This window comes from Paraburkholderia sp. 35.1 (assembly GCF_050436525.1).
GTDB lineage: Bacteria > Pseudomonadota > Gammaproteobacteria > Burkholderiales > Burkholderiaceae > Paraburkholderia > Paraburkholderia tuberum.
In genome coordinates this window covers 784,564-811,100 of sequence record NZ_JBNDMJ010000002.1, presented here as the reverse complement: position 1 = coordinate 811,100, position 26,537 = coordinate 784,564, and the positions used below count along the sequence as shown (strand labels likewise).

Below are 26,537 nucleotides of genomic sequence, written 5' to 3'. Positions count from 1 at the left end.
AACTCATACACTCGGAGCCGCCAATGTCTTCTCCGCTGTCGCCCGCTGTCATCGACGCAATACGTGCCCGCACACCCGGTGTGCGCAGTACCACGCACTTCAATCATGCGGGCGCGTCGCTGCCGTCGGCCGCCACGCTCGAAGCGATTCACGCGCATCTGTTGCGCGAAGCCTCGATGGGACCCATGGAAGCGGGCGCGGCTGCCCGCGAACAGACCGAACGGGCGCGCACGCTCGCCGCGCGACTGCTGAACGCTCAGCCCACCGAGATCGCGTTGACGACTGGCAACTCGCCGGGCTGGGGCGCTGCTTTCGCGGCATTGGGTCCGTGGCGCGAGGGGCAACGCATCCTCGTTGCGCGGCACGAATGGGGCGGCAATCTCGCGACGATGCGTCTTCTGGCGCAGCGCGCGGGCGCATCGATAGAGACGATTCCTTCCGATGAGAGCGGCAGGGTCGATCCTCGCGCGCTCGAAGCAATGCTCGACGACCGGGTCCGACTGATTGCGCTGACGTGGCTGCCGGCCAATGGCGGACTGATCAATCCGGCCGCCGCGATTGGGCGGATAGCACGCCGTCACGGCATTCCGTATTTCATCGATGCGGCGCAGGCCGTCGGACAGCTTCCGATCGACGTCGTCGAAGTCGGCTGCGATGTGCTGGCCGGCGCGGGCCGCAAGGCACTGCGTGGACCGCGCGGCACCGGGCTGCTATACGTCCGGCGGGATTTTCTGCCCCGCTTGACGCCGGCCTTCGTCGACACGTATTCCGCGCCGCTCGACGTCAATGGCGACCCTGTACTGCGCGACGGTGCCGTGCGTTTCGAATCATCGGAAGCGTCGCTTGCACTGCATTGCGGATTGGCGAATGCATTGGACGAAGCGCTGGAAATCGGCATCGACAACATCCGCGCGCAGATCGATCGGGCCGCGCAGACATTGCGCGAGCGGTTGGCCGCGATGGAGGGCGTGCGGGTGCTCGACCAGGGTGTCGAACGATCAGGTCTGGTGTCGTTCAATGTCGCCGGACTCGATGCCATGTCGGTGCGACGCGCGTTGGCGGCACAGGGCATCACGATCGGCTCGAATGGCGTCGCGTACACGCCGTTCGATATGACTAGCAGAGGGCTGACACAGATCGCGCGCGCATCGGTCAGCTATCTGACCACCGACGCCGAAGTTGATAAATTACTGGCTGGGATTCGGACGTTGACGCATTGAGCACTCGAGTCAAAGAGAACTTTGCGTCAGTCAAATGAATGGAAACCTCTCTTTCAACTCAATTGCCCGCACACGACCATGAACTCCGCCTCATCGCACCGCCTCGATTTATCAAAGTTTCCGCGCCATGCACTTCTCGAAGGCCCGACGCCAATTCAGCACCTTGCGCGTCTGAGCGCTCGCCTCGGCGGGGCGGACATCTACGTCAAAAGAGAAGATCTGACGGGACTAGGTGGCGGCGGCAACAAGTTGCGCAAGCTCGAATTCCTGATTGGCGAAGCGCTCGCGCGCGGCGCGGACACCATCGTTACCGTCGGCGCGCGGCAATCGAATCATGCGCGCCTCACGGCGGCCGCGGCGGCTCGCGTCGGACTTCGATGCGAGCTGGTGCTGACGAGAACCGTGCCACGTTTCGACCACGACTACATGGAGAACGGCAACGTGTTGCTCGATGCGCTATTCGATGCGCGCGTGCATGATCTTCCCGGCACGGTGAACGCATTGCAATTCGCGGAGGAACGCGCGAACGAGTTGCGAGCGCAGGGCCGTAACGTCTATGTGTGTCCGTTGGGCGGTTCGAGCCCGATCGGTTGTCTCGGCTACGCGGACTGCGCAGCTGAACTCGTCGCGCAATCGCAAGCGCAAAACGTGGCCTTCGATCGCGTCGTGGTGCCGAATGGAAGCGGCGGCATGCATGCGGGGCTGGTCGCGGGTTTGGTTGCGCTGGGCCTGGATCCGTCGCGTGTTGCCGCATTCACGGTGTATGGGAATGCTGGCCACGCGCGCACGGTTACTTTGGATAAGGCGAATCAGACGGTCCGGCTGATCGACCCAGGCCTAAGCGTGAGTGATGACGCCATCTCGATCGACGAAGCGCAACTCGGACCCGGCTATGGCATTCCAACCGATAACATGCGCGCGGCTGTTCGGCTGATGGCATCGACGGAAGGTCTGTTGCTCGATCCCGTGTATAGCGGCAAAGCATTTGCGGGTCTTGTGGAAAACGTGAGCAACGGGAAGTACAGTGCCGGACAGAAAATTCTATTCGTGATGAGCGGCGGGCTTCCGGGGCTATTTGCCTATCGGAACGAGTTCTGAGCGCAGAAGCAGAGACAACGCGATGGTCTGATATGGCCGCCGTTGTCTGAAGAAAGCGCGAAGCGCTTGAAGATTCGAATCGACGATTCGAAATGGTGCCCAGGGCGGGATTTGAACCCACACGCCTTTCGGCGCTACCCCCTCAAGATAGTGCGTCTACCAATTTCGCCACCTGGGCAGAGGGGCGCCATTGTATCAGCTCGATTATTTTTTTGAAGCCCCTCGCGCGATATTGTTCTGAAGTTGCAATACCGGTCGAAAAACCGACGAGGCGTTCACCCCGTATTGCTGCCCGGCGAACAATTCGAGCGCGGCCCGGCGCCTCGCAAGAGCTGGTAAGGTCTGACGCTTGTGGGCCGCTAACCCGGGTGAATGCGACAAATGGCGGACCGCTATGCTCGTAAGCTGATGCGCTGAAAGAGCGCCCGCCACGGCACACCTATCATGTCACCACGACACACATCTTCTTCGCGACTTCGGTATCGTCTTTCTCTCGCGTCGCTGCTGACGTCGATAACGCTGCTGCAGTGTTGCGCAACGACGGCGGAGAACCTTACCGCAGGATTTGGTCTCGGCGCGGTCGGCACCGTGTCGGCGTTAGGCTGCCTGCTCGCCTGCGAGATGGCCAATCCGCACTGGTGAAAGGCTGCATGGCGCGCGACGAGCAGCTAGTATTCGAAGCTCGACATCGATGACTAACGAAAACGGAGCCCCTGTGGCACACCCGCCCTTCCACCTCTACACCGACGCCCAATTCGCCAGCCCCTACGCGATGTCCGTCTTCGTCACGCTTCGCGAGAAGCGCTTGCCGTTCGACCTTTCGACCGTCGATCTCGCGAACAAGGCGAATCACGCCACCGACTATGCGGCCCGCTCATTGACGCGGCGCGTGCCGACCCTGATACACGAAGACGGTCGATAGAAGTAACAAAGACCAGCAAAATAGCTGAATACGAAAGTCTTAAAAGATGCGGTAAAAGCGAATATTACATTCGCGTTTTATCAGAGCTTCGCTGCTCCGCCATGGCCCGATTCCGCGCCCGCTCCCTTTGTTTCCTCGCGCGTACGATGCTGACAACGATCAGCACGATCGCAAGCAATGTCAATTCGATCATTGCGGGAATTCGGATGGGATCATGAAACATGGCGGGCCTCCGTCACATGATTTCATCATAGTACGCCGGGCAGGTCAGCCTGAAGTATTGCGCCGCACCATTGCAATCTTACCGCCGCCATTACACCGGCTTTTATCCAGCCGGCAAAAGCCTCGAGTGACAAATTGAAAACATTCTGTCACGCAAAAACTTACAGGATTCAGATAGCCGTCCCTAAACAGTTTATTTGCGCTAGAGTACGTGAGCGATCAGTTGGATCGTGAGCCGTCCCGACAATTCGAAGGCGTTATCTGTCACGCGTTTGCTTGCGTGTACTAAGAAGCACCTGGACTCGTTGAAGACATCGCCCATGCCATATTTTCCTGTCGCCTACTGTGGTCCCGCGGCTGTCCCTGAAAGCTTGTGGCTGCGCTGGAATACGGATCCGCCATTGCTCGTCGCGCTCGCGGCGCTCGCATGGCTCGTGGCCAGCAACCGCTCGGCGAATGCACGGGCGGGATGGGGCGCCGTCGCATTGATGGCCCTCGTGTTCGTGTCGCCGCTCTGCGCGTTGTCCTCGGCATTGTTCTCCGCACGCGTCACTCATCACGTCATTTTGATCGCTGCAGTAGCTCCATTGCTCGCCCTCGCGTTTCCGCTGCCGCGCCTCGCGCATCCGCCGCTCGTGCCGGTGGTCGCCGCTCATGCGGTGATCATCTGGCTGTGGCATGCGCCTGGGCCTTATGCGTGGGGACTCGCGACGGTACCCGGCTACTGGCTGATGCAGATTACTTTGCTTGGCAGCGCATGGCTCATGTGGCGCAGCATCTTCTCGCCGTCGCTGCCGACCGGCCCCGCGCTGATGGCGCTCGTCGCGACGATCGGCCATATGGGATTGCTCGGCGCGTTGATCGTGTTCGCGCCGGTGCCGCTCTACGTCGCGCACTTCGCGACCACCGCCGCGTGGGGGCTCACCCCGCTCGCCGACCAGCAACTCGCCGGACTGTTGATGTGGGTACTGGCGATGATCCCTTATCTCGCGGCAGGACTTTCGCTCGTCTGGTCAAGCCTGCGCGTCAGAGAGCCCGCGCTGTGACGACCCTGCTGAAGTTCATTCATCTGGCCGCGATCGCCGTCTGGTCGGGCGGTTTGATCGTGCTGCCGTATCTGTTCTGGCAGCGCCGCGGGCTCGTGGCGGGCACCGAACTCGACCGGCTGCACCGCATCACGCGTCTCGTGTTCGTGGAGTTGACCTCGCCCGCCGCTTTCGTCGCGATTGCGAGCGGCACCGTGCTGATTTTTCTGCAGGCCACCTTCGTCGAATGGTTCACCGCGAAGATGGTATTCGTCGGCATCATGGCGATGCTGCATGTGCTGGCCGGCCTCGTACTGCACGATCTGTATCTGCCTGACGGCAGGTTCAGCCGTGCCTCGGCGATCGCGCTGACCACCGCTTATCTGATCGTGATCGCCGCGATCATCTGGATCGTGCTGGCCAAGCCTCACATCGACTCGAACCTGCTGGCCCCGCATCTGTTCGAGCCCGGTGGACTTGGCCGCTGGCTGCATCACTCCTTCGGCGAAACGAGAATTCCGACGCCATGATCGAACACGAGCTTGCCCCCATGCCAGCCGGCGAAGCCCGTCATCACGGAGCTGAGCACCGACAGCACGAGCCCATGCGGCAGGATCTCATCGGGGTAATGAAGGCGCACGCCCCAGTTCGCACCCGCGAGCGCGACGAGCGTCATCGCGGCGACCGCATGCGACCAGCTCGCTTCCTTCAGGCGGATACCGCGCACCAGCAGCAGCTCGGCGGTACCGACCACGCTCGCAGCCACCCCGCTCCAGAACGCGAAGCCGGCGGCCCACAAGCCGGCGCGAATCCAGAACGGGTCGCCCGTCCACCAGTAGATTACGTCGACGCCCAACGTCGCGACGACGAACGCGATCGGGAAATGCACCATCATCACGTGAATCGGATGACCGACGAGCGCCACCACCGACCCCTTGTCGAGCCGCAACAGCTCGAGCATCACTTCGCTTCGCGTCTCGTTTCCAGCATTGCCTTTGTTTGCCATGATGGTGTGTCCTCGCATCGGGTGCCTGGTGGTGCAAACCATCATAGCTGCTTGCGCCTGGCCGTCCAAGCCGGATCGCTCGCCGCGTTGTCCGGCTGCACCGGGCCGCTCTCGACGCTCGAGCCATCGGGTCCTGCCGCCGCATCGATCGCCGGGCTGTGGTGGGTGATGCTGGCGGGCGCCGCGATCCTCTTCGCGATGGTGCTCGTACTGTTTCTGATGACGGTCTTCCGGCCCGGCTGGGGCTCGCACGTGTCGCCCGCGCGCTGGATCGTGCTCGGCGGTCTCGTGCTGCCGGCAGTGATCCTGATCCCGTTGATCTGCTACGCGCTGTACGCGGGCGAGCTGCTGCTGCCGCTGCGCGCGCATGCGCCCGCGCGCATCGAGGCGATCGCGCAGCAATGGCGCTGGACCTTCCGCTATCCGGAGCTCGGCAACGTCGAAACCGAGAACGTGCTGCACCTGCCCGCGGGCACGCCGGTCGACATCGTCGTGACCAGCATGGACGTCGTGCACGCATTCTGGATTCCGCGCTTCGCGGGCAAGATCGACGCGGTCCCTGGCCACCACAACCTGCTGCGTATCCAGGCCGATCAGCCCGGCCAGTACGCCGGCCAATGCAACCAGTTTTGCGGCATCGGTCACGCGGGGATGCACTTCACCGTGATCGTCGATCGTCCGGAAGATTTTCCGGCTGCTGTCAAAAACGCCGCCGCCAACGGGGAGGTGAAGAAATGAGTGTGCCCGTCGAGCCGCCATCACAGGGCATCACCGCGCTGCGGCTGCATCGCCAGCTTGCCGCGATCTGGGCCACCGGGCCAGGCGTGCAGAGACTTACCTCGGTCAACCATACCGTCCTCGGCTTGCGCATCATGATCACGTCGTTCGTGTTCTTCGCGATCGCGGGGATTCTCGGCATGCTCACGCGCGTGCAGCTCGCGACGCCGCATGCGGCCTTCATGGATGTTGAGACCTATAACCAGGTCTTCACGATGCATGGATCGATGATGCTGTTCCTGTTTGCGATCCCGATGGTGGAAAGCTTCGCGGTCTACCTGGTGCCGAAGTTTCTCGGCGCGCGCGACCTCGCGTTTCCACGGCTGACCGCTTACGGCTACTGGTGCTATCTGTTCGGCGGCACGATCCTGACCGTGTCGCTGATCCTGCACTCCGCGCCGGACGGCGGCTGGTTCATGTACACGCCGCTCAGCTCGAACGTGTACACGCCCGGACTGAACGCCGACGTGTGGCTGCTTGGCATCACGTTCGTCGAGATTTCAGCGCTTTCGCTCGCGGTGGAACTCACCGTCTCGATCCTCAAGATACGCGCGCCGGGCATGTCGATCGATCGCATGCCGATCTTCGCGTGGTACATCCTCGTCACCGCGATGATGATGATCGTCGCGTTTCCGCCGCTGATTCTCGGCTCGATCCTGCTCGAGGTGGAGCGCGCGTTCAACCTGCCGTTCTTCGATCCGACGCGCGGCGGCGATCCGCTGCTGTGGCAGCATCTGTTCTGGCTGTTCGGCCACCCGGACGTGTACATCATCTTCCTGCCGATGGCCGGCGTGCTCTCGACGATGATCCCCGTGTTCGCGCGCCGCAAGCTAGTCGGCTATCGCACGATCGTCGTCGCGATTATCGCGCTCGCGTTCCTGAGCTTCGGTATCTGGGTGCACCACATGTTTACGGTGGGCATTCCACATCTGGCGCTCGCGTTCTTCTCGGCGGGCTCGGCGATCGTCGCGGTGCCCACCGCGATCCAGTTCTTCGCGTGGCTCGCCACGCTGTCGCACGGCCGCCCGCGCTGGGACGTGCCGATGCTGTACATCTTCGGCTTCTTCTTCGTGTTCACGTGCGGCGGGCTGACCGGCGTGATGCTCGCGATCGTGCCGTTCGACTGGCAGGCGCACGACACCTACTTCGTCGTCGCGCACCTGCACTACGTGGTGGCCGGCGCGCTCGCGTTTCCGATGCTCGCGGCGTTCTATTACTGGTTGCCGCTGCTGACCGGGCGCACCGCCGTGCATAACCTTTCGGTGCCGGCGTTCTGGCTCGTGTTCATCGGCTTCAACATGACGTTCTTCCTGATGCACCTGACCGGCCTGCTAGGCATGCCGCGGCGCGTCTTCACCTATAGCGGCGACGAAGGCTGGAACTGGCTCAATCTGCTGTCGTCGGTGGGCAGCTTCGTGATGACGATCGGCTTCGCGCTCGTCGTGATCGACATCGTCGTGCAATTGCGTTTCGGCCAACGCGTGCGACGTAACCCGTGGCAATCGACCACGCTCGAATGGGCGATGCCGATTCCGCCCGCGCCGTACGCATTCGCGTCGATCCCGCACATGGACGCCGAAACCGAAAAGGTGCCCCCGGGCCAGCTAGCGACCTCTCTGGCGCGCGGCGAGGGTTACCTCGGTTTCACGCGCAACGGCTGGCAGGAGACGCTAGGCGTGCATATGACATCGGGCGAGCCCGAACAGCTGATCGTGCTGCCGAACTCGACGTATCTGCCGCTCGTCACCGCGCTCGTGACCGCCGCGGCGGTGCTCGCGATGCTGTTCAAGTTCTATCTGCTGTCGGTCGCATTCGCATTCGTGACGTTTGGCCTCTTCATCTACGCGGGCCAGAGCGCGGGGCACGCACGCGATTACGGCGCGCTGCCGGTCGGCCGAGGCGTCAGCGTGCCGCCGCATACCGAGGTCGTCGGTTCGCCGTCATGGCTTTCGATGATCTGCGCGCTGATCGCGAACAGCACGCTGTTCACCTCGCTGATCTTCGGCACGTTCTACCTGTGGATTGCCGCGCCGAACTGGCCGGCAACCGTGACGCCGCATCCGAACCGCGGGCTCGCGCTCGTCGCGGCCGTCGCGCTCGCGGTGGCCGCAGCCGCCACGCGTGGCTCGTTGCGCGCGGCCGCCGCCGAGCGCAAACCGCACGGCACGATCGGGCTGAGCGCGATCGCGCTGATCGTCGCGCTCATCGCCTGCGTGATGCTGATCAACGGCGTGACACCGAATCCGCGCGAGCATGCGCTCGGCGCGACGGCCGCGGCGCTGCTCACGTACATCGCAGTTCACGCGGGCGTCGGATTGTTGTTCCTCGTCAGCAACGTGCTGCGCGTCGGCGCGGGCTTCGTTTCCGCGCGACGCCTGACCGATCTGCGTCTCACCCGCCTGTGGGTCGATTACACGCTGGCGACGGGCATCATCGCGCTTGGACTCGTGCTCGCGCTGCCGAGCCTCGTCGCCGTGCTGGGAGCCAGACCATGAATGCGCGTCCGCTTTCGCCGCGGCGGTTGTGGTGGCTCGCCGTCGGCTTCGCGATCTGGTGTCTCGCGTTCGTGATCCTGTATGCGCTGCACGCGATCGGCTGCGCGTTCGCGTGGCCCACCGGCCCGCTGCGCGCGAGTCTCGCGATCATTCTGCTGCTGCATCTGATCGCGCTCGGCTGGCTATGGCGCTATCGCGCCGCGACCCGCGACCCTGGTCCCGAACGCATCAGCTCGTTCATGCATACCGTCGTCGTCTGGACCCTGATCGCGGCGCTTGTCGCGACCGTGATCACGTTCGGGCCCGCGCTGCTGCTCACCACCTGCGTTTGAACGCGGACTGAGCGCGAGCGGGACCGCCGCACCCGGCATGGAGAAGCACCGATGCAGTCTCGAGATCTCGTGCGCAAGGCCGTCTGGTCGGTCATCTATCTACTGTTCATTCTCGCGCCGCTGTTTGCGCTGCTGACCGGCACGCTCCCGCCCGCGCGCAACTTCGGCACCGAATTCTCGGTGGCGCTCGGCTATTCCGGACTCGCGATGATGGGCCTGCAATTCGGCCTCACCGCGCGCTTTCGTCACGTGACCGAGCCGTGGGGCGAGGACGTTATCTATCATTTCCATCGACGTGTGTCGCTGCTCGCGGTCAGCCTGGTCGTCGCGCATCCGCTGATCCTGTTCGCGATCCGCTCGGACAAGGTCGCGATGCCCGGCTCGCTGCTCGAGGTACCGTGGGGCGCGTGGTTCGCGTTCCTGTCGATCGGCTCGGTGATCGTGCTGGTGATCACCGCACTATGGCGCAAGCAATTGAAGATTCGTTACGAGCTGTGGCATTTGTCGCATATCGGGCTCGCGTTAGTCGCGATCTTCGGCGGCGTGCTGCATATGATCGGCTGGGGCTTCTATCTGACCGATCCGTTCAAGCGCACGCTGTGGATCTGCATGACAGCATTCTGGGTAGCGCTGCTGCTGTACGTGCGTCTGTTCAAACCGCTCTTCATGATCAGGCGTCCGTACCGGATCGCGGAAGTGCGCGCCGAACGCGGCGACACGACGACGCTCGTGATGCAGCCCGACGGCCACGCTGGCTTTCGCTTCAAGCCCGGCCAGTTCGGCTGGCTCAACGTGTGGGGCAGCCCGTTCAGGATCACCGGGCACCCCTTTTCGTTCTCGTCGAGCGCCGAGGCCGCGAACGGCCGCGTCGAAATGACGATCCGCAATCTCGGCGATTTCACGAGCCAGGTGAAGACGATCGAAACAGGTCGGCGCGTGTATCTGGACGGACCGTATGGCGCGTTCACGATCGGGCATCCGACCGACATGCACGTGCTGATCGCGGGCGGTATCGGCATCACGCCGATGATGAGCATGATCCGCTCGCTCGCCGATCGCGGCGACCAACGTCCGCTCGTGCTACTGTACAGCGGCAAGACTTGGGACTCGCTGACTTTCCGCGAGGAGCTCGATGCGCTGAAAGCGCGGCTCGATCTGCGCATCGTCTATGTGCTGTCGGACCCGCCCGAAGGCTGGAGCGGGGAAGTCGGGCGCATCGACGCCGCGATGTTCCGGCGACATCTCCCGCCCGAGTTCGCCGATCACGAGTATTTCATCTGCGGCCCGGACTCCATGATGGATGCGATCGAAACGGCGCTCGGCGAAATGAAAGTGCCGCGCATCCGCTACCATTCCGAACGCTACAGTTTCGTCTAGGAGACTTGCGATGCGCCGACTGTTGGCCAACCGTCTCGTCATTGCCACCGGCGTGATCGTCGTGGCGTTGTCGCTTCTATTCGCGTATCTGCGGGTCGGTTCGCTGCATTAGGGCCCGGTTACGCCAAAGACGGGCTCGCGGCGCGCTTTTCCTCATGCTCGAAGGTTGAATCGATATGCCCTACTTTTTTGGAATTGGTCTTCACGTTTTCATCGCGATCTTTTTCGCCGTCCACGCGATGCGCAATAACCAGGGCATCTACTGGCTATTCATTCTGTTTGCTTTTCCGCTGCTCGGCAGTGTCGTGTACTTCTTCGCAATCTATCTGCCGGGTCTGCGCCACTCGCGCGGCGCGCGCGTGGCCACGCAGGCGATCACCCAATTCGTCGATCCGAATCGCGCGCTGCGTGAAGCGCGCGCCGCTTTCGACCGCGCGCCGACCGTGCAGCATCGGATGCGGCTCGGCGAGGCCTTGCTCGCGGCCGGCAATCCGCGCGAAGCGCTCGAACATTTCCAGACCGCGGCGAACGGCCCATTTGCAAACGATCCCGCGCTGCTGCTCGGTCTCGCGCGCTCGCAGTTCGCGCTCGGCGACTACACGGCCGCGGATGCGACGTTGGCGGATCTGTTCTCGGTCAATCCGCGGGCACGCAACCAGGGCGAGCCGGCGCTGCTGAACGCGCGCACGCTGGCCGCGCGGAATGCGCCGGGCGCACGCGCGGCATTCGAACAGGCGCTGACCTGTGCGACCGACGTCGCGCCGCGCTGCCTGTTCGCCGACTGGCTCGCCGCGCAACCGGAAGATGCGGACCGCCGCCGCGCCGGCGCGCTCTATGCCGAAATCGTGCATGACGCCAAACATTGGCCGCGCCACGCGCGCGAGCACAATCGCGAGTGGCTGCAACGGGCGCAGGCCGCGTTGGCGGCCGGCGCGGCTCGAACGTGAGCAAGCCGAGGAGAACTTCGATGCGACGCACGACCCGGTCTTTTGCTTCGGCGCTGTGCGCCGCGCTTGCGGCGATTGCATTCGGTGCCGGTGGCGCTTCGACTTCCGCGCAGGCCGCTGGCATGGAGAAGCCGTTCGAATGGCCCGCGTCGTTCGTCGTGCTCGGCGATGGCTATCCGCACTCGGGCGATGCATGCCGGCGGCTCGGCGAGTCGGCCGCGACCGTGAACTATCTCGACCATATGGCGATGCTGGTCGGCTGTCCGGGCTCGCGCGACAGCGCCGCCGTGCGCGCGATCGTCGGGCATCAGCGGCACGCGCGCGTGGTCGGCGAAGCGGAAGGTGTGACGCTGATTTCGATTTCGACTGAAAGCGCTCAGGCCGGCTCGCAGAACGGCCACGGGCCCGTGAAGGAATCGCCTATCAGCGCGAGCGGCACGTTGCCGTGCGAGCGCGGCAACGGACAGACCAAAACGATGTGCAAGTTCGGCGTCGTGCATCACAGCGATCGATCGACTACGGTCGTGGTCTACTGGCCCGATGGCGCCACGCGGGCGATTTTCTTCGGCGTCAACGGCCGGGTAGTCGGCACGGCCGCGTCCGCGAGCGATCGGCCGATGCCCGGCGACACGCTGACGCGCAAGCATGCCGGCATCAATCTGATTTCAGTTGGCAATGAGCGCTACGAAGTCGAGGACACGGTTCTGTCCGGCGGTTGAATTGCGTTGAAGCACATCGGCGCAAGCCATCCGCGGTCGAACGCCTGATTCGACGCGCGCCACGTTCATTTCTATCCCCAGTAACGATGACGCTGACGGCACCGGCGGGATCGAACAACGCGCAGGTATTCATCGATCCGCCGACCTCGAGCAGCGCAGGCGTGCGCTCGCAGCAGGCCGCGTATCTGAGCGCGACGCACTACTGCCCGAGCCTCGCGATCCTGAGCGGCGCGAAGTCGTAAGCGGTCAGCGCGACGCAGTTATCGATGATTCGTTGACGCGTCGCGCAATCGAAGGCACACTCGCTCACTATGCAAGCCCTCACGTACCGCCCGACTGCAAAGCATCATCATGCGCATGCCCGCGTGGGACTGCCTGTGGGGACTCGCATACGCATACGCCGCTAGACATCATTCGCAGCGACATGCGCCAGAAAGCCCCGCCGGCAACGACGGGGCTTTTTGTTTTCCGCGACCTTATCCGCTCATCGAACGAAGGATTGCCGCCATGACACAGGAAGCACAGACGCCTGCCGTATCGAAGACCTTTGCGGCGCCCATCGATCTATACCGCGTCCTTGCACGCGTATGGGCCGGCGATACGTCGAGCCCCACGCACGCGTGGTCGTCGACGAATCCCGCGCAGAATCATTGCAGCGTTACGTCTCTGATCATGCAGGACTATTTCGGTGGCGAGATTCTGACGACGCGTACGTCGGGGGGCACGCACTTCTACAACCTGATCGACGGCAGCAGATGGGATCTGACGGTCAGCCAGTTTGCCGAGCCGATTCCATTCGACGATACGCGTTCGAGTCGTGAGGCGGCGTTCGCTGATACGTCGCGGGAGAAATACGAACTGCTGAAGTCGAGGCTCGCGCAAAGCCAGCTGAAATAAACGCTCAATCAAACACGCGTGGCCGAACTGCATCGATACGCGGTTGGCCACGCCATGTCACTTCAACCAATCACTTCCTGCTTCCCCGGAATGCCTTGCCCGCGCAACGAACACCCGCGCGTTTCAGGCACGTAGATCAACGCAATCGCCCCCACCACGCACGCGGCCATCATGTAATAAGCGGGCACCAGCGCATTGCCCGTATGCGCGACCAGCCATTCGTTCGCCATCGGCGCCGTGCCGCCGAAAATCGACGTCGACACGTTATACGCAATCGCCATCCCCGCGTAACGGACCTGGGTCGGAAACATCGCGGGGAACATCGCCGAGATGCTGGCCAGTTGCGGCACGTACAACAGCCCGAGCACCGCAAAGCCGATGAACGCGCCCGCCACGCCGAGCTTCATCAGCAGGAACATCGGAATCGCCGCGACGAACAGGCCAATCAGCGAAAACCACCAGACGTTCTTGCGTCCCACGCGATCCGAGAACGTTCCCGCAAACGGCAGAAACACCATCATCGCGAGCATGCCGATCAGCGGCACGAGCAGGGACATGTTGTCGCTCATGCCGAGCTGCTTCTGCATGAACGTCGGCATATAGGCGAGCAGCACGTAGTTGACGACATTCAAAGCAACCACGAGTCCACCGAGTTGGATCAGCGGTTTCCAATAGTCGCGCAGCAATGCCTTCAGCGTGACGCAGCTATGCTGCTCCTTGTGCATCGTTTGTTCGAGCTCGCGAAAGACCGGCGTGTCTTCGAGCCTGGAGCGCAGATAGAAACCGATCAGGCCGAGCGGCGCTGCAATCAGAAACGGCAGACGCCATCCCCACGCATGCATTGCCGTGTTGCCGAGCACGACGGAGCAACCGAGCATCAGAAACGCGCCGAGCGAGAAGCCCGACAGCGTCGCGAATTCGAGGAAGCTGCCACAAAAGCCGCGCTTATTGTCCGGCGCGTATTCGGCCATGAAAGTCGCCGCGCCGCCATATTCGCCGCCCGTCGAAAAGCCCTGGATCATCCGCAGAACGACGAGGATAACCGGTGCCCACCAGCCGATGCTCGCGTATGTCGGCACGAGTCCGACCAGCAGCGTTGCGACCGACATTAGGATGATCGTCAACGCGAGTACGTGCTTGCGGCCGAGGCGATCGCCCAGCGGCCCCCAGAACAGGCCGCCAAGCGGACGCACCAGAAACGAAATGGCGAACGTCGCGAGCGCGAACAACGTGGCCTGCGCGGTGCTGCCGGGAAACAACGCGGCCGAAATATAGCTCAGGCCGTAGGCGTAAATACCGTAGTCGAACCACTCGGTCGCGTTTCCGAGTGCCGACGCCGCGATTGCGCGTCGCAGCAAGCTGCGCGCCTGCGGTTGCGCGCTCTGCGCGTTCCATGAATGTACGTAGTGCATGTCTTCTCCTGGGGTGTCTCTATGCGACTCAGGCAACGTCGCCCGAATCCACGATACCGGCGACCCGCGCCTGCAACGATGTTCTAGGACGATGCAGGCATCGGGGTTTTCCATAAAGCCCGCAACGGGTGCGGTAATCCGTACGCGTGCGTCGGCGACGCGTCGCGCGCGTTCGGGAAAAACAACATGATTGGCGTGGCGCAGTGCTCTCAGCGCATCAGCAACGGCAGCGTCATCAAACGACCCTGCTGTGGCCTCGCCTCGTTCTCGCCGCAAAGGCGCAAACACATCCACGCGGTCGCGAGGTTGCTGCTCCACCTCGTCGAACAGCATGATCCGCGGTGCGAGCGCGAGCGCCCGCGCGATCGCCACGCGCTGTTTCTGCCCGCCCGACAGTTGCGCGGGAAGGCTCTTCGCCTTATCGGCCATGCCGACCATGTCGAGCAGTTCGAGCGCGCGCCTCTGCGCCGACTCACGGCTCTCGCCCTTCGTCAGCATCGGCGCGAGCGTCACGTTGTCGAGCACGCTCTTGTGCGGAAACAGATTGAAGTGCTGAAACACCATGCCGATCTTCTCGCGCATCTTCTGCAGATGCCGTTCGTTCGCGGGCACCATCTGGCAGCCGCGGCATGTGGAACAGCTGTTCGCCGTCCACTTCGATATGGCCGCCGTCGATCGTTTCCAGCGTCATCAGGATGCGCAGGATCGTCGTCTTGCCCGATCCCGACGGACCGATCAGCGCGAGCTTCTCGCCGGGCATCACGTCGAGCGACAGTTCGTCGAGCACGGTCAGCGCGCCATATCGTTTCGTGATCCGGTCGAGCCGGATCAATGGCTTGCTCGCCGGGCTTTCGTCTCGGCGCGCCGGTGTGCTTGCGGAGGCGACCGCGCGCTCTTCGGAGAAAAGACTTGCCGGGGCGATGCCTGAAGCGCTCAACAGATCGGTAACTCGCGCGGTGTTCATATCGATTCGATCCCGTTCGTCGTACATGTAGTGCGAACCAGAATACGCAGCCATATTTGCGATCCAGATTGCTCTAGAACAATTCTTTTCTACACGCGGGCCAGGGCGGCGCAGCGTGTACTGCAACAAACACGCAGCGTCCGTCGATAACGTCGCGAACATTGAACTAGCACATTCAGCGGCGTTTTTTCGCGGCATTAGACTGCGGCGAGAGATACCCGTGGACGCCCCGTTCACTTGCACCGGGCGCCACTTTCCGCAACGACGTCATGCTCAGAGAGAGGGGAAGATGTCAGATACGACGCAACACGAATCGCGAATCGCGGCGCCCGTCGTGCGCCTGCCGTTCGAACGCGACGAGTACGCCGCGCGTCTTGCCAAGACGCGCAAGGCCATGCAGGCGGCCGGCATCGAACTATTGATCGTGTCGGACCCGACCAATATGGCCTGGCTAACCGGCTACGACGGCTGGTCGTTTTACGTGCATCAGTGCGTGCTGCTCGCGCTGGATGGCGAGCCGGTCTGGTTCGGCCGCGGTCAGGACGCGAACGGTGCCAAGCGCACCGTCTTCATGCAGCACGATCAGATCGTCGGCTATCCGGATCATTACGTGCAATCCACCGCGCGTCATCCGATGGACTACCTCGCGCGCGACGTGATCGCCGCACGCGGCTGGGCCAACGCGAAGATCGGCGTCGAAATGGACAACTACTATTTCAGCGCCGCCGCTTATCGCTCGCTCGTCGCGCATTTGCCGGACGCGAAATGGCAGGACGCAACCGGCCTAGTCAATTGGCAACGCGCGGTCAAATCCGCGCGCGAGATCGAGTACATGCGCGTGGCCGCGCGCATCGTCGAGAAGATGCACGCGCACATCGTCGAGCGAATCGAACCGGGTATGCGCAAGAACGACCTCGTCGCGGAGATCTACTCGGCAGGCATTACCGGCATCGACGGTTATGGCGGCGACTATCCGGCGATCGTGCCGCTGCTGCCGACCGGCGCCGACGCGGCCGCCCCGCATTTGACCTGGGACGACACGCCGTTCGCGAAGGACGCCGGTACGTTCTTCGAAATTGCCGGCTGCTTCAAGCGTTATCACTGCCCGCAGTCGCGCACCGTGTACCTCGGCAAGCCGCCGAAGCATTTCATCGAGGGCGAGCGTGCGGTGGTCGAAGGGATCGAGGCAGGGCTCGCCGCGGCGAAACCCGGCAATACCTGCGAGGACATCGCCAATGCGTTTTTCGCGGTGCTGCATAAATACGGCATCGAGAAGAACAGCCGCTGCGGCTATCCGATCGGCGCGAGCTATCCGCCGGACTGGGGCGAGCGCACGATGAGCCTGCGTCCTGGGGACAAGACAGTCCTCGAACCCGGCATGACGTTTCACTTCATGCCGGGCCTGTGGCTCGACGACTGGGGCCTCGAAATCACCGAGAGCATTCTGATTACGCGGACCGGCGTCGAGACCTTTTGCAGGACGCCACGCAAGCTGTTCGTCAAACCGTGATTGCGCGGGCGTCGTGCCCGCGTGAACTCGCGAAGCACGACGCCCGTTTCAACGAAAGGGGAAACATGCTTCCGAAAACGATGAAGGCCGTCGTGCTGACCGCGCACGGTGGCCTCGACAAACTGGTCTATCGCGACGACGTGCCGGCGCCCTCGTGCGCGGCTGGCGAGGTACTGATCGACGTCACCGCATGCGGTCTCAACAATACCGACGTGTGGGTCCGCCAGGGCGCCTACGGCACCGAGGACGATCCGCAAGCGGTGTCGACGTGGCGACGCGGCCGCTCGACGCTGACGTTTCCGCGCATTCAGGGCGCGGATATCGTCGGACGCGTGGTCGCGGTGGGTCGCGGCGTCAGCGACGCGCGTATCGGCGAGCGCGTGATCGTCGACGCGTCGATCTACAACCGCGACGACGGCAGCCTCGCCGACATCGACTACATCGGCCACGGCCGCGACGGCGGCTACGCCGAATACACGGCCGTGCCCGCGGAAAACGCGCATCGGGTCGACTGCACCTATTCCGACGCCGAACTCGCCACGTTCTGGTGCGCTTATCACACCGGCGAGCAGATGATCGAACGCACGGCCGTCAAGCACGGCGAAACGGTGCTGATTACCGGCGCGTCCGGCGGCGTCGGCTCGGCCATCATCCAGCTATGCCGCGCGCGCGGCGCGATTCCGTATGCGGTGGTCAGCAAGGGTAAGGAAGAGGCCGTGATAGCGCTCGGCGCGCAAGGGGTGATGCTGCGCGACAGCGGCGATTTCGTCGGGGACGTCGAACGGATGACCGAGGGGCGGGCCGTCGATGTAGTCGCCGATCTTGTCGGCGGGGCGCTGTTCGGCAAGCTGCTGAACGTACTGCGGCCCGAGGGGCGATATACGACCGCGGGCGCGATCGCAGGTCCGGTCGTGCAGCTCGATCTGCGCACGATGTATCTGAAGCAGTTGCAGTTGAATGGATCGTCGCAGGGCACGCGCGGTGCGTTCAAACGCGTGCTCGACTATATTCAGAACGGGACGATCCGGCCGGTTCTCGCGGCGAGTTATCCGTTGTCGAAGTTTCATGATGCGCAGACGCGGTTCATGGAAAAGCGCTTTGTTGGCAATATCGTCGTGATTCCGGATCGGCATTATGGCGACTCGGTCGCACGCTGACGCTCGATGCAATAAAGCCGCCGGCCGCTGCAATTAATCCTCGACGGCGAACCAGGCACACTGCGAGCCCGCCCTTCAAGGCGGGCTTTTTTTCGCGCCTAACGATCGTTAATTGTTGTCAATTTACATTTTTCTTTGCCTTGAATCACTGTCCGGTCGTCCATCATTAGGGGCAGCGTAGCGAAGGCGCCGCTCAGACAAGGTGCGCCTTTCCCGAAAATCAACGCTGCTTTCAATCAAAGGAGCATTTACTCAGCATGGGCATTCCCGCACATATGTGGCTAAAGGATGATGGCGGTGCAGATATCAAGGGTTCGTCAACCGTTCAGGATCGAGAAGGAAGTATTGAACTCATCAGTTTCGGTCACGGCGTTAAACTGCCGGTCGATAACGCCAACGGGAGAATTACCGGCGCACGCACGCACTCCCCGGTTTCGTTTGAAAAAGAGTTTGATGCAGCAACGCCCTATCTTTACAAGGCCGTGGCGAAGGGGCAAACGCCTGACGTCTGCGGAGATCAAGTGGTATCGCATCAACGATGCAGGAAAAGAAGAAGTCTATTTTGTGATGACGCTCGAAGGCGGGAAAGCGTGCGGCATCAGCCCCGGCATGGCCAATACCAAGCTGGCGCAGGCGTCCGCACTCAATCACGTTGAGTCGGTCTCCATGATGTATGACCGTATCACGTGGCATTACCTTGATGGCAACATCAAATACACAGACTCGTGGAAAAAGCGCGAATAAGGGGCTTGAAAAATGGCTTATATGGGAAAGTTTTTAGTGAATAACGAACCTCTGTCACCGCTGACCATTTTCGGGATTGGATCATTCAACGCCTTTTCTGGTAATGACCAATACCTGAATCGGGGCGGATGCACGGCGGTGCCGAATAGCGGCCCGATACCTGCCGGAAAATACTGGATCGTAGACCGGCCCACGGGCGGCATCGGCTCTCGGCTTTACGCGCAGGCGAAAGACAGCCTGAATACAATTGTCGGCCGTCCGTCCCATCACGAAGAGTGGTTCGCGTTGTACCGGGATGATGGCAGCGTTGACGACATAACCTGGGTTAATGGAATTAAGCGCGGGCAGTTCCGGTTGCATCCGGCAGGCGGCCGCGGTATTTCACTTGGCTGCATCACACTGCCGAGCTATAGCGATTTCATGAGAATCCGCAACGCGCTTCTGCATACTGTCACCATCCCCGCGCGCAGTTCGGGCCTGCGGGCATACGGAACTATTGAGGTCATCACGTATGGCAACACTTGTCCGTAGACTTTTCAAGGTCGTGCTGTTTTGCGGCCTGTTCCGTCTTTTCCTGCCTTACGTTCACACGTACCCCATACCGATGCCCAGAAGCCAGGAGCTTGCATGGCTACATGTCGCCAACCGGCTTGGTATCCGCGATCCCGATGACCTATTTTTCGCGGTGACGGTCGCGATGAATCTTATCGCGGCGACTCTAGCTTACGTGGCGATCATGAAGCTATGGCGGCACTACCGCACGAAGTAAATGAAAGCCCCGACCATGAACCGCATCGCAGCGGCCGAGGCTCTCGTTCACCTCACTTGATCAAAGCGAAGCAGCCGGCGCAAACACCTGCGACGCCACCTCATCCACCGCCTCGCGCGTCAGCTTCACGATCTCGTCCACGTCGCCGCGCGACGTCACCAGCGGCGGCGCAAAGCCGAGAATGTCGCCGTGCGGCATTGCCCGCGCGATCAGTCCGCGCTGCATCGCGGCAGCCGACACACGCGGCCCGACCTTCAGCGCCGCATCGAACGGCGTGCGGACATCCTTGTCGGCCATGAACTCCAGCGCGGCCAGCATGCCCACGCCGCGCACTTCGCCGACGAGCGGATGCGAGTCGAACGCCGCATGCAATTGCTCCAGCAGATAAGCGCCGGTTTGCGCCGCATTCTGCATCAGGTTCTCGCGTTCGAGAATCTCGAGGTTGGCGAGCGCCGCCGCCGCGCAGATCGGATGGCCCGAATAGGTCCAGCCATGCCCCAACGCACCCGATTCCTGCGATGCCTTATCGATCACGTCCCATACGCCTTCGCTGACGATCACGCCGGACAGCGGCGCGTAAGCACTCGTCAAACCCTTGGCGACAGTGATCAGATCGGGTTGAATGCCGTAGTGCTGCGCACCCATCTTCGAGCCAAGCCGGCCGAAACCGCACACCACTTCGTCGCAGATCAACAGGATGTCGTGCTTCTTCAGCACCTGCTGGATCGCGGGCCAGTAACCGGCCGGCGGCGGTACGATGCCGCCCGTGCCCATCACCGGTTCGCCGATGAAGGCCGCGATCGTATCGGCGCCTTCGCGCGCGATCAGTTTTTCGAGTTCGTCGACGCAGTACGCGACGAACTGCGTTTCATTCATACCGGCCGGCGCGCGACGATACCAGTGCGGACACACGGTATGCTTGACGCGCTCGATCGGCAGATCGAAGAACTGGTGGAAGCTCGGCAATCCCGTGAGACTGCCGGTGACGATGCCCGAGCCGTGATAGCCGCGCTCGCGCGAAATGATCTTCTTCTTGTTCGGGCGGCCCTTCACATTGTTGTAGTACCAGACGAGCTTGATCTGCGTTTCGTTCGCGTCCGAACCGGACATGCCGTAGTACACCTTCTTCATGCCCTGCGGCGACCAGTCGATGATGCGCGACGACAGCTCGATGATCGTATCGGTCGAGTGGCCGACATACGTGTGGTAATACGCGAGCTTCTTCGCCTGCTCGTAAATCGCTTCGGCCACTTCGGTGCGGCCGTAGCCGATGTTCACGCAATAAAGGCCGGCAAATGCATCGATAAAAGTCTTGCCTTGATGGTCCTCGATGCGGATACCTTTCGCGCCGGTCACGATCCGGCCCGGCAGCGCGCCGCTCGCGTGATCGTGCGCGTGCGTCGACGGATGCATGAAGTGCGCGCGATCGGCGCTCAGAAGTTGATCGAATTGAGTCATGGGTCGCTCCTTCGTGTGATGTCTGGATGAATGAATCGGTAGGTTCAGGCCATTGCGTCCGTCGCCATCGCATGTGCAGCGGCACGAGCGGGGGCGCTGTCGCTGACCGGCAAGCCAAGCTGGCCAAGGCAGAAATAACGTGTCTCGACAAACGGCTCGAAGCCTTCGACGCCGCCTTCGCGTCCAAGCCCCGACGACTTGATGCCGCCGAACGGAATCGGTGCGCCGGTGAACTTCGCGCCGTTGATGGACACCATCGCGAAGTCGAGTCGGCGGATCAGTTGAAACACGGTGTTCAGATCTTTCGCGCACACGTAGGCGGCGAGTCCGTACTCGGTGTCGTTCGCGCGTTCGACCACTTCGTCGAGCGAATCGAACGGCGTGACTGCCGAGATCGGCGCGAAATTTTCTTCGTCGTAAATGCGCATGCCGGGCGCCGCATCGGCGACCACGGTCGGCTCGAAGAACCAGCCGCCGCGCTCGTGCGCCGCGCCGCCTACCGTGACACGCGCACCCTTCTCACGCGCGTCGGCGACGCGCTGCACGGTCGTATTGAACGCGGCCTGGTGCATCAGCGGGCCGACGTCCACGTTCGGGTCGAATGCGCCGCCCACTTTCAACGCCTTCACGGCATCGCTATATCGCGCGACGAACGCTTCATACAACGAACGCGCGACGAAGATCCGGTTTGCCGCGCAACAGTCCTGGCCCGAGGTCTGGAACTTCGCCGCGACCGCGACGCGCACGGCCTGTTCGAGGTCCGCATCTTCGGTCACGATGAAAGGCGCGTTGCCGCCCAGTTCGAGCGCGGTCTTCTTGATGCCTGCCCGCGCGGCCGTTTGCATCACTAGGGCGCCGACACGCGTCGAGCCGGTGAAGCTGACCGAGCGCACGCGGCTATCTGAAACCAGCGTTTCCATCGCCATTTGCGGCTCGCCGAGCACGACGTTGAACACGCCGGCCGGAAAGCCCGCTTCTTCGGCGAGTTGCGCGAGCGCGAGCGCGGAGAACGGCGTCTCGTGCGCGGGCTTCGCGACCACCGTGCAACCGGCGGCGAGCGCGGCGGCGGCCTTGCGGGTGAGCATCGCGCACGGGAAATTCCACGGCGTGATCAGCGCGGCCACGCCGACCGGCTCGATGATCGTGCCCAGATGAGCGCCATCGATATGGGTCGGAATCGTGCGCCCATTCAGGCGCCGCACCTCATGCGCGAACCATTCGACGAAGCTCGCGCCATACGCAATTTCGCCGCGCGCTTCAGCAAGCGGCTTGCCCTGTTCGAGCGACAGAATCGCGGCGAGATCCTGCTGATGACGCAGAATCAGTTCATGCCAGCGCAACAGCAGCGCCGAACGTTTGGCGACCGGCACCCAGCGCCACGTGTCGAACGCGCGCTGCGCGGCATCGACCGCGGCGGTGATCTGCGCCGCGTCGAGCATTGGCACATGGCCGAGCACTTCCTGATTCGCGGGATTCTGCACCGCGACGCTCGCGGCGCTCGCGCTATGAACCCAGCGTCCATCCACGTAGCACAGCGATTTGAATAAGACCGGATGACCCAGCAACATGACGACCTCCTCTGTGCGATGTCTGCTATCACTGTAGGTCCGCCGGCACTGCGGTTTTTTTTGTTGTCGCTTCTCGAAGGCTACGTTTTTTCTGCAATTCGCCGCATGGTTATCGGTTTTTCGGGTGGGGCTTTTCGTCGTACTTCGACCGCAAGTAGCGCGCCACTCAGCCGTTCTCGCCAATCGATTGTTCCGCCCATTCAGGCAAGCCTTCGGCCCCGCTTTTCACCACCTTCGTGACGATATAGGTGAAGTACTTTTCGATGCCCAATTCGTCGGTCAGCAACGTATCGATGAAGCGCTGATAGTGGTCGATATCGCGCGACAGCACCTGCATCACATAGTCGACACCGCCACCCGTCGCGAGGCATTGCACGACTTCGGGCGCGGCCGCGATGCGCTCCTCGAAGCGCCGCATGTCCGGCGCGGTATGACGCGCGAGCGTGACCTCGACCACCACGCGGCTGCCTTTGAACGCGCGCACCCAATCGATATCCGCGCGATACCCGCGAATCACGCCCTCTTCTTCGAGGCGCTTCACGCGCTCCCATGCCGGCGAAATCGACAGATTGATTTCTTCGGCGAGGCGCGACTTCGTGATGCGTCCATCGCTCGCGAGAATGCGCAAAATCGCGAGATCGTAGCGGTCGAATTTCATCGCGCGTTCAGACCGTTACCGGTATGCCTCGTTCGAGCACGTCGGCGACCACCGCAACCGTGTCGCCAATCCGCACGAGCCCCGGAAAATGCCGCGCGGCCAGCATGCCGCCGCGTCGCGCGCGATACTCGATCGGCGCGGCGCCGGTGCGCTTCGCGTCGTAGATCCGCGCGATCACCTCGCCGCCGTCGACCATCTCCCCGAGGTCCTTGCACAGCTCGAGCAGGCCGTCGTGCTCGCTCGTCGTGTAGCAGGTGCCGTCGGGCATATCGAGCAGCGTCGTCGTGCGCGGCGCGCTCGTGCTCGTGCTCGCGCTCGAGTGACCCATTGCTTCATCTCGCCTGATGATTCCCGCATGCTGCAGAAAGCCGCGCACACCGCGCTCCGTAATCGCCACGCTCTGCACGGTCGCCGTGCCACCACCCCCGAGTTCGGTCGACACGAACACCTTGCCTGCTTCCTCGACGGCCGTGTCGTAAAGGCCGACGCTATCGAGTTCGAGCATCCGCATCGAGTACGGCGCGCCGAATGCGCGCATCGCTGCCTCGCAGCGCGCCTGCTGCGTCGCGTCGGGCAGCACGTGAATCGCGGCGAACGGCACGAAGTCGAGCGTGCGGCCACCCGCGTGCAGATCGAGCACATAGTCGGCGAGCGGCAGCAGATAGCGCTGAAAATAATCGGCGATCTTCTCGGTCACGGTGCCGTCCGGCTTGCCCGGAAAGCTGCGATTCAGATTGCCGTGATCGATCGGCGACGTGCGCGTGCCCGCGCGAAACGCCGGAAAATTCATGAACGGCACGATGATCACGCGCCCGCGTACGTCACTCTCCTTCAACGTGGCGGCGAGCTTCGACAGCGCAATCGGCCCTTCGTATTCGTCACCGTGATTGCCGCCCGTTAGCAGCGCGGTCGCTCCCTCGCCGTTGCGGATCACGGTGATGGGGATCATCTCCGCGCCCCATGCGGAGACGTCGTGCGAATGCGGCAGCTTCAGGAAACCATGCTGTTCGCCGTCGGCATTGAAATCGACCGTCGGTTGAATCGGGGATGCCCGCATCTGTACTACTCCTTCGTGAGCCGCTTGCGCGGCGTATTGCCGTTCATCGCGCGTCATTTAAGCGGCGCGTCGTTGCCGAATGTCGTTCCCGCCTTCGCGGCACGCGCGCGCTGCAATGCGAGCGCGGCGATAGCGGTGTCCTGCGCGCCGGTTCCGGTCAGATCGCAGATCGTCACGTCGGCGTCGCTCGTGCGGCCCGCGGCCTGTTTCGCGATCACCTGGCCCAATTCGACGATCGCCGCATCGTCACGCATCGTGCCCGCGGCGAGCGCGTGATGCAGTTCGCCGAGCACGCGCGTTTGCTGCGCGCGGTCGCACACGTAGCGCACCGCCGCCAGCGCGGCCGGCGCGATTTCGTTCTTGTGCTCGGCGTCCGAACCCATCGCGGTGACGTGCAGGCCCGGATGCAGATCGGCGGCTTCGATCAGCGGCGTGCGGCTCGGCGTGGTGGTAATCGCGACGTCCGCTTCGGCGAGCGCGTCATGAACGCTGGCCGCGACGTCGCATCGCACGCCGAGCGTGTCGTTCACTTCCGCGGAGAAACGCAGCGCGCTCGCCGCGTCGCGCGCCCAGACGCGTACATGTTCGACGCGGCGCACCAGCATCAAGGCCCGCAGTTGCAGACGTGCCTGCTCGCCCGCGCCGATCACTGCGACCTGCGGCGTGTGCGCTTTCGCGAGCCAGCGCGCCGCGACCGCGCCGGCGGCCGCCGTGCGTATCGCGGTCAGATAGCCGTTGTCGAGCAGCACCGCTTCGGTCAGTCCGGTCTTCGCCGACAACACCAGCATCAGACCATTCAGGCTCGGCAGACCGAGCGACGGGTTGTCGAAGAAGCCTGGACTGACCTTGATCGCGAAGCTGTCGAGGCGCGGCAGCCACGCGGTCTTCACGTCGACTTCGCCGTTATGCGCGGGCAGATCGAGCCGCAGGATCGGCGGCATCGCGACCGCCTCGGTCGCGAGCGCGACAAAAGCGGCTTCGATCTGATCGATGGCCGCGAGATCGAGCGGCACGAGTTTGCGAAGCTCGGCTTCGCCAAGGAGCGTGATCGAGGTCATGATGGGGTGTGTGAGTTCGGTGACGGCGCGGCTTGCGAGGATTCGTTGCCGATGATCCGCCGATGCAGATTCATATCGATGTTCGCGCCCGTCACGACGAGCACGAGCGGCCCGCGCGCGATGCGTTCAGTGGGCAGCGCGTGATCGAGCACCGCGGCAATCCCCACCGCCGCCGCGCCTTCGACGACGAGCCGTTCCTGCCGATACGCATGCGCGATGCCGCGCGCGATCGACGCCTCGTCGATCAGCACGGTCTCGTCGATCAGATCGCGCGTCAGCGCATACGTATAGCGGTTTTCGAGTCCGATGCCACCGCCGAGCGAATCGGCGAGCGTGTCGACTTCCTCGACCAGCACTGGCCGTCCGGCCGCGAGACTCGCATGCATCGCGGCGCCGCGCGCCATCGTGACGCCGGTCAAGCCAATCGCGGGATTGGTGCTTTTCGCCGCGAGCGCGATGCCGGCAAACAGCCCGCCGCCCGACAACGGCACGACGATGTTCGCGACATCGGGCAAGGCCTCGACGATTTCGAGTCCGATCGTGCCCTGTCCGGCGATCACGCGCGGATCGTCGAATGGCGGCACGTACGCATAGCCTTCTTCGCGCGCGAGCCGCAATGCTTCGTGCTCGGCCTCGTCCTGACTTTGGCCGGTAATGCGCACGTGCGCGCCGAGCGCCCGTACCGCGTCGACCTTGTTAACGGGCACGAGGCGCGACAGACACACGGTCGCGTCCATACCGAGCGCGCGCGCCGCATGCGCGAGCGCGCGGCCATGATTACCGGTCGATGCGGTCACCACGCGAGTGCAGCCCTGCTCGGCCAACTGCGCGAGCGCATTGGTCGCGCCGCGCAGCTTGAAGCTGCCGGTCGGCTGCACGGTTTCGAGCTTCAGATAAACCGGCGTGCCCGCGTGCGCCGACAGGCTCGGCGATTCGACGAGCGGCGTACGGCATACGCGAGCGTCGATACGGCTGCGCGCGCGGTAAATGTCGGCTAACAAAAGATTGGTTGACGATGGAACGGACATGCACCAGGCCCTGCATCAAAGAGGTCGATTCGCTATTCGATGCGGGCACGGCTATCGCAGATAAACGCAGTGACTCGCGACCGCATCGCTTTCCATGCAGCCCAGTCTAGTGTTCTA

Annotated in this window: 26 protein-coding genes, 1 tRNA gene and 3 pseudogenes; 19 read left to right on the top strand and 11 right to left on the bottom strand. The window is 62.9% G+C overall.

What is annotated here, in order from left to right; genetic code table 11:
* Positions 1-23 precede the first annotated feature (23 nt).
* On the top strand, positions 24-1,220 hold the full coding sequence (locus tag OKW27_RS09590; RefSeq protein WP_429333322.1) for an aminotransferase class V-fold PLP-dependent enzyme: 1,197 nt from the start codon (positions 24-26) through the stop codon (positions 1,218-1,220).
* A gap of 78 nt (positions 1,221-1,298) precedes the next feature.
* On the top strand, positions 1,299-2,318 hold the full coding sequence (locus OKW27_RS09585; protein ID WP_429333321.1) for a D-cysteine desulfhydrase family protein: 1,020 nt from the start codon (positions 1,299-1,301) through the stop codon (positions 2,316-2,318).
* Between the two features lie 93 nt (positions 2,319-2,411).
* On the opposite strand, the gene OKW27_RS09580 is transcribed toward OKW27_RS09585, so the two are convergent.
* A tRNA-Leu gene (locus OKW27_RS09580) sits at positions 2,412-2,496 on the bottom strand.
* A gap of 513 nt (positions 2,497-3,009) precedes the next feature.
* Here OKW27_RS09580 and OKW27_RS09575 point away from each other — a divergent pair.
* From OKW27_RS09575 to OKW27_RS09565, 3 genes and pseudogenes are all read left to right on the top strand, one after another.
* A pseudogene (locus OKW27_RS09575) lies at positions 3,010-3,231 on the top strand (glutathione S-transferase N-terminal domain-containing protein); the annotation flags it as partial.
* Positions 3,232-3,782: 551 nt separating this feature from the next.
* The gene (locus OKW27_RS09570; protein ID WP_244144895.1) at positions 3,783-4,508 is read left to right on the top strand and encodes a cytochrome c oxidase assembly protein; all 726 of its coding nucleotides are present in this window, start codon (positions 3,783-3,785) and stop codon (positions 4,506-4,508) included.
* Positions 4,505-5,017, top strand: coding sequence for a CopD family protein (locus tag OKW27_RS09565; RefSeq protein ID WP_429333320.1), 513 nt, complete (start codon positions 4,505-4,507; stop codon positions 5,015-5,017). Before OKW27_RS09570 ends, OKW27_RS09565 begins: the two co-directional genes overlap by 4 nt.
* On the opposite strand, the gene OKW27_RS09560 is transcribed toward OKW27_RS09565, so the two are convergent.
* Positions 4,981-5,493 (bottom strand): DUF2231 domain-containing protein, encoded by a 513-nt coding sequence (locus tag OKW27_RS09560; RefSeq protein WP_184061538.1) that lies wholly within the window; start codon positions 5,491-5,493, stop codon positions 4,981-4,983. The genes OKW27_RS09565 and OKW27_RS09560 overlap by 37 nt on opposite strands.
* A 51-nt stretch (positions 5,494-5,544) precedes the next feature.
* Here OKW27_RS09560 and coxB point away from each other — a divergent pair, with 51 nt between their 5' ends.
* The 8 genes from coxB to OKW27_RS09520 all read left to right on the top strand — a co-directional run bounded on the left by coxB (position 5,545) and on the right by OKW27_RS09520 (position 13,037).
* Positions 5,545-6,231: a cytochrome c oxidase subunit II gene (coxB, locus tag OKW27_RS09555; protein ID WP_090807672.1), complete on the top strand. Its 687-nt coding sequence runs from the start codon at positions 5,545-5,547 to the stop codon at positions 6,229-6,231.
* Positions 6,228-8,765, top strand: a complete 2,538-nt coding sequence (ctaD, locus tag OKW27_RS09550; protein ID WP_429333319.1) for a cytochrome c oxidase subunit I — start codon at positions 6,228-6,230, stop codon at positions 8,763-8,765. Before coxB ends, ctaD begins: the two co-directional genes overlap by 4 nt.
* The gene (locus OKW27_RS09545) at positions 8,762-9,097 is read left to right on the top strand and encodes a hypothetical protein (RefSeq protein ID WP_090807675.1); all 336 of its coding nucleotides are present in this window, start codon (positions 8,762-8,764) and stop codon (positions 9,095-9,097) included. Before ctaD ends, OKW27_RS09545 begins: the two co-directional genes overlap by 4 nt.
* 51 nt (positions 9,098-9,148) lie before the next feature.
* The gene (locus OKW27_RS09540; RefSeq protein ID WP_090807677.1) at positions 9,149-10,474 is read left to right on the top strand and encodes a ferredoxin reductase family protein; all 1,326 of its coding nucleotides are present in this window, start codon (positions 9,149-9,151) and stop codon (positions 10,472-10,474) included.
* A gap of 176 nt (positions 10,475-10,650) precedes the next feature.
* Complete coding sequence (locus tag OKW27_RS09535) at positions 10,651-11,421, top strand: tetratricopeptide repeat protein (protein ID WP_090807679.1); 771 nt, start codon at positions 10,651-10,653, stop codon at positions 11,419-11,421.
* Between the two features lie 20 nt (positions 11,422-11,441).
* Complete coding sequence (locus OKW27_RS09530) at positions 11,442-12,140, top strand: hypothetical protein (RefSeq protein WP_429333318.1); 699 nt, start codon at positions 11,442-11,444, stop codon at positions 12,138-12,140.
* Positions 12,141-12,226: 86 nt separating this feature from the next.
* Entirely contained in the window at positions 12,227-12,382 is a 156-nt protein-coding gene (locus OKW27_RS09525; RefSeq protein WP_167368682.1) for a hypothetical protein, read from the top strand.
* Positions 12,383-12,647: 265 nt separating this feature from the next.
* The gene (locus OKW27_RS09520) at positions 12,648-13,037 is read left to right on the top strand and encodes a YunG family protein (protein ID WP_090807683.1); all 390 of its coding nucleotides are present in this window, start codon (positions 12,648-12,650) and stop codon (positions 13,035-13,037) included.
* Positions 13,038-13,099: 62 nt separating this feature from the next.
* On the opposite strand, the gene OKW27_RS09515 is transcribed toward OKW27_RS09520, so the two are convergent.
* The 3 genes and pseudogenes from OKW27_RS09515 to OKW27_RS09505 all read right to left on the bottom strand — a co-directional run bounded on the left by OKW27_RS09515 (position 13,100) and on the right by OKW27_RS09505 (position 15,440).
* Entirely contained in the window at positions 13,100-14,449 is a 1,350-nt protein-coding gene (locus OKW27_RS09515) for an MFS transporter (protein WP_184072726.1), read from the bottom strand.
* Between the two features lie 378 nt (positions 14,450-14,827).
* Positions 14,828-15,013 (bottom strand): annotated as a pseudogene (locus OKW27_RS09510) (ATP-binding cassette domain-containing protein); the annotation flags it as partial.
* Positions 14,922-15,440: an ATP-binding cassette domain-containing protein gene (locus OKW27_RS09505; RefSeq protein WP_425199375.1), complete on the bottom strand. Its 519-nt coding sequence runs from the start codon at positions 15,438-15,440 to the stop codon at positions 14,922-14,924. The pseudogene OKW27_RS09510 and the gene OKW27_RS09505, both read right to left, overlap by 92 nt.
* Positions 15,441-15,702: 262 nt before the next feature.
* On the opposite strand from OKW27_RS09505, the gene doeA reads away from it, so the two are divergent.
* From doeA to OKW27_RS09475, 6 genes and pseudogenes are all read left to right on the top strand, one after another.
* Positions 15,703-16,923: an ectoine hydrolase DoeA gene (doeA, locus tag OKW27_RS09500; RefSeq protein WP_187610658.1), complete on the top strand. Its 1,221-nt coding sequence runs from the start codon at positions 15,703-15,705 to the stop codon at positions 16,921-16,923.
* Positions 16,924-16,988: 65 nt separating this feature from the next.
* Entirely contained in the window at positions 16,989-18,080 is a 1,092-nt protein-coding gene (locus tag OKW27_RS09495) for an alcohol dehydrogenase family protein (RefSeq protein WP_429333317.1), read from the top strand.
* Between the two features lie 257 nt (positions 18,081-18,337).
* Positions 18,338-18,520: pseudogene (locus tag OKW27_RS09490) on the top strand (type VI secretion system tube protein Hcp); the annotation flags it as partial.
* 13 nt (positions 18,521-18,533) lie between these two features.
* Complete coding sequence (gene tssD / locus OKW27_RS09485) at positions 18,534-18,824, top strand: type VI secretion system tube protein TssD (protein ID WP_429333316.1); 291 nt, start codon at positions 18,534-18,536, stop codon at positions 18,822-18,824.
* A 12-nt stretch (positions 18,825-18,836) separates the two neighbouring features.
* Positions 18,837-19,355 (top strand): DUF2778 domain-containing protein, encoded by a 519-nt coding sequence (locus OKW27_RS09480; protein WP_429333315.1) that lies wholly within the window; start codon positions 18,837-18,839, stop codon positions 19,353-19,355.
* Entirely contained in the window at positions 19,336-19,593 is a 258-nt protein-coding gene (locus OKW27_RS09475) for a hypothetical protein (RefSeq protein WP_429333314.1), read from the top strand. Before OKW27_RS09480 ends, OKW27_RS09475 begins: the two co-directional genes overlap by 20 nt.
* Positions 19,594-19,653: 60 nt before the next feature.
* Here OKW27_RS09475 and OKW27_RS09470 read toward each other — a convergent pair whose 3' ends face one another.
* The 6 genes from OKW27_RS09470 to eutB all read right to left on the bottom strand — a co-directional run bounded on the left by OKW27_RS09470 (position 19,654) and on the right by eutB (position 26,420).
* Complete coding sequence (locus OKW27_RS09470; RefSeq protein WP_429333313.1) at positions 19,654-21,051, bottom strand: aspartate aminotransferase family protein; 1,398 nt, start codon at positions 21,049-21,051, stop codon at positions 19,654-19,656.
* 44 nt (positions 21,052-21,095) lie between these two features.
* A complete protein-coding gene (locus OKW27_RS09465) occupies positions 21,096-22,619 on the bottom strand; it encodes an NAD-dependent succinate-semialdehyde dehydrogenase (RefSeq protein ID WP_429333312.1) in 1,524 nt (507 codons plus the stop codon).
* Between the two features lie 166 nt (positions 22,620-22,785).
* Positions 22,786-23,277 carry an Lrp/AsnC family transcriptional regulator gene (locus OKW27_RS09460; protein ID WP_187610663.1) on the bottom strand — a complete coding sequence of 164 codons (492 nt, stop codon included), beginning with the start codon at positions 23,275-23,277 and terminating at the stop codon, positions 22,786-22,788.
* Positions 23,278-23,284: 7 nt separating this feature from the next.
* Positions 23,285-24,334, bottom strand: coding sequence for a N(2)-acetyl-L-2,4-diaminobutanoate deacetylase DoeB (gene doeB / locus OKW27_RS09455; RefSeq protein WP_429333311.1), 1,050 nt, complete (start codon positions 24,332-24,334; stop codon positions 23,285-23,287).
* Positions 24,335-24,387: 53 nt separating this feature from the next.
* Positions 24,388-25,392: a cyclodeaminase gene (locus OKW27_RS09450; RefSeq protein WP_429333310.1), complete on the bottom strand. Its 1,005-nt coding sequence runs from the start codon at positions 25,390-25,392 to the stop codon at positions 24,388-24,390.
* The gene (gene eutB, locus OKW27_RS09445; protein ID WP_429333309.1) at positions 25,389-26,420 is read right to left on the bottom strand and encodes a hydroxyectoine utilization dehydratase EutB; all 1,032 of its coding nucleotides are present in this window, start codon (positions 26,418-26,420) and stop codon (positions 25,389-25,391) included. The genes OKW27_RS09450 and eutB overlap by 4 nt, the downstream gene beginning before the upstream one ends.
* Positions 26,421-26,537: the final 117 nt, after the last annotated feature.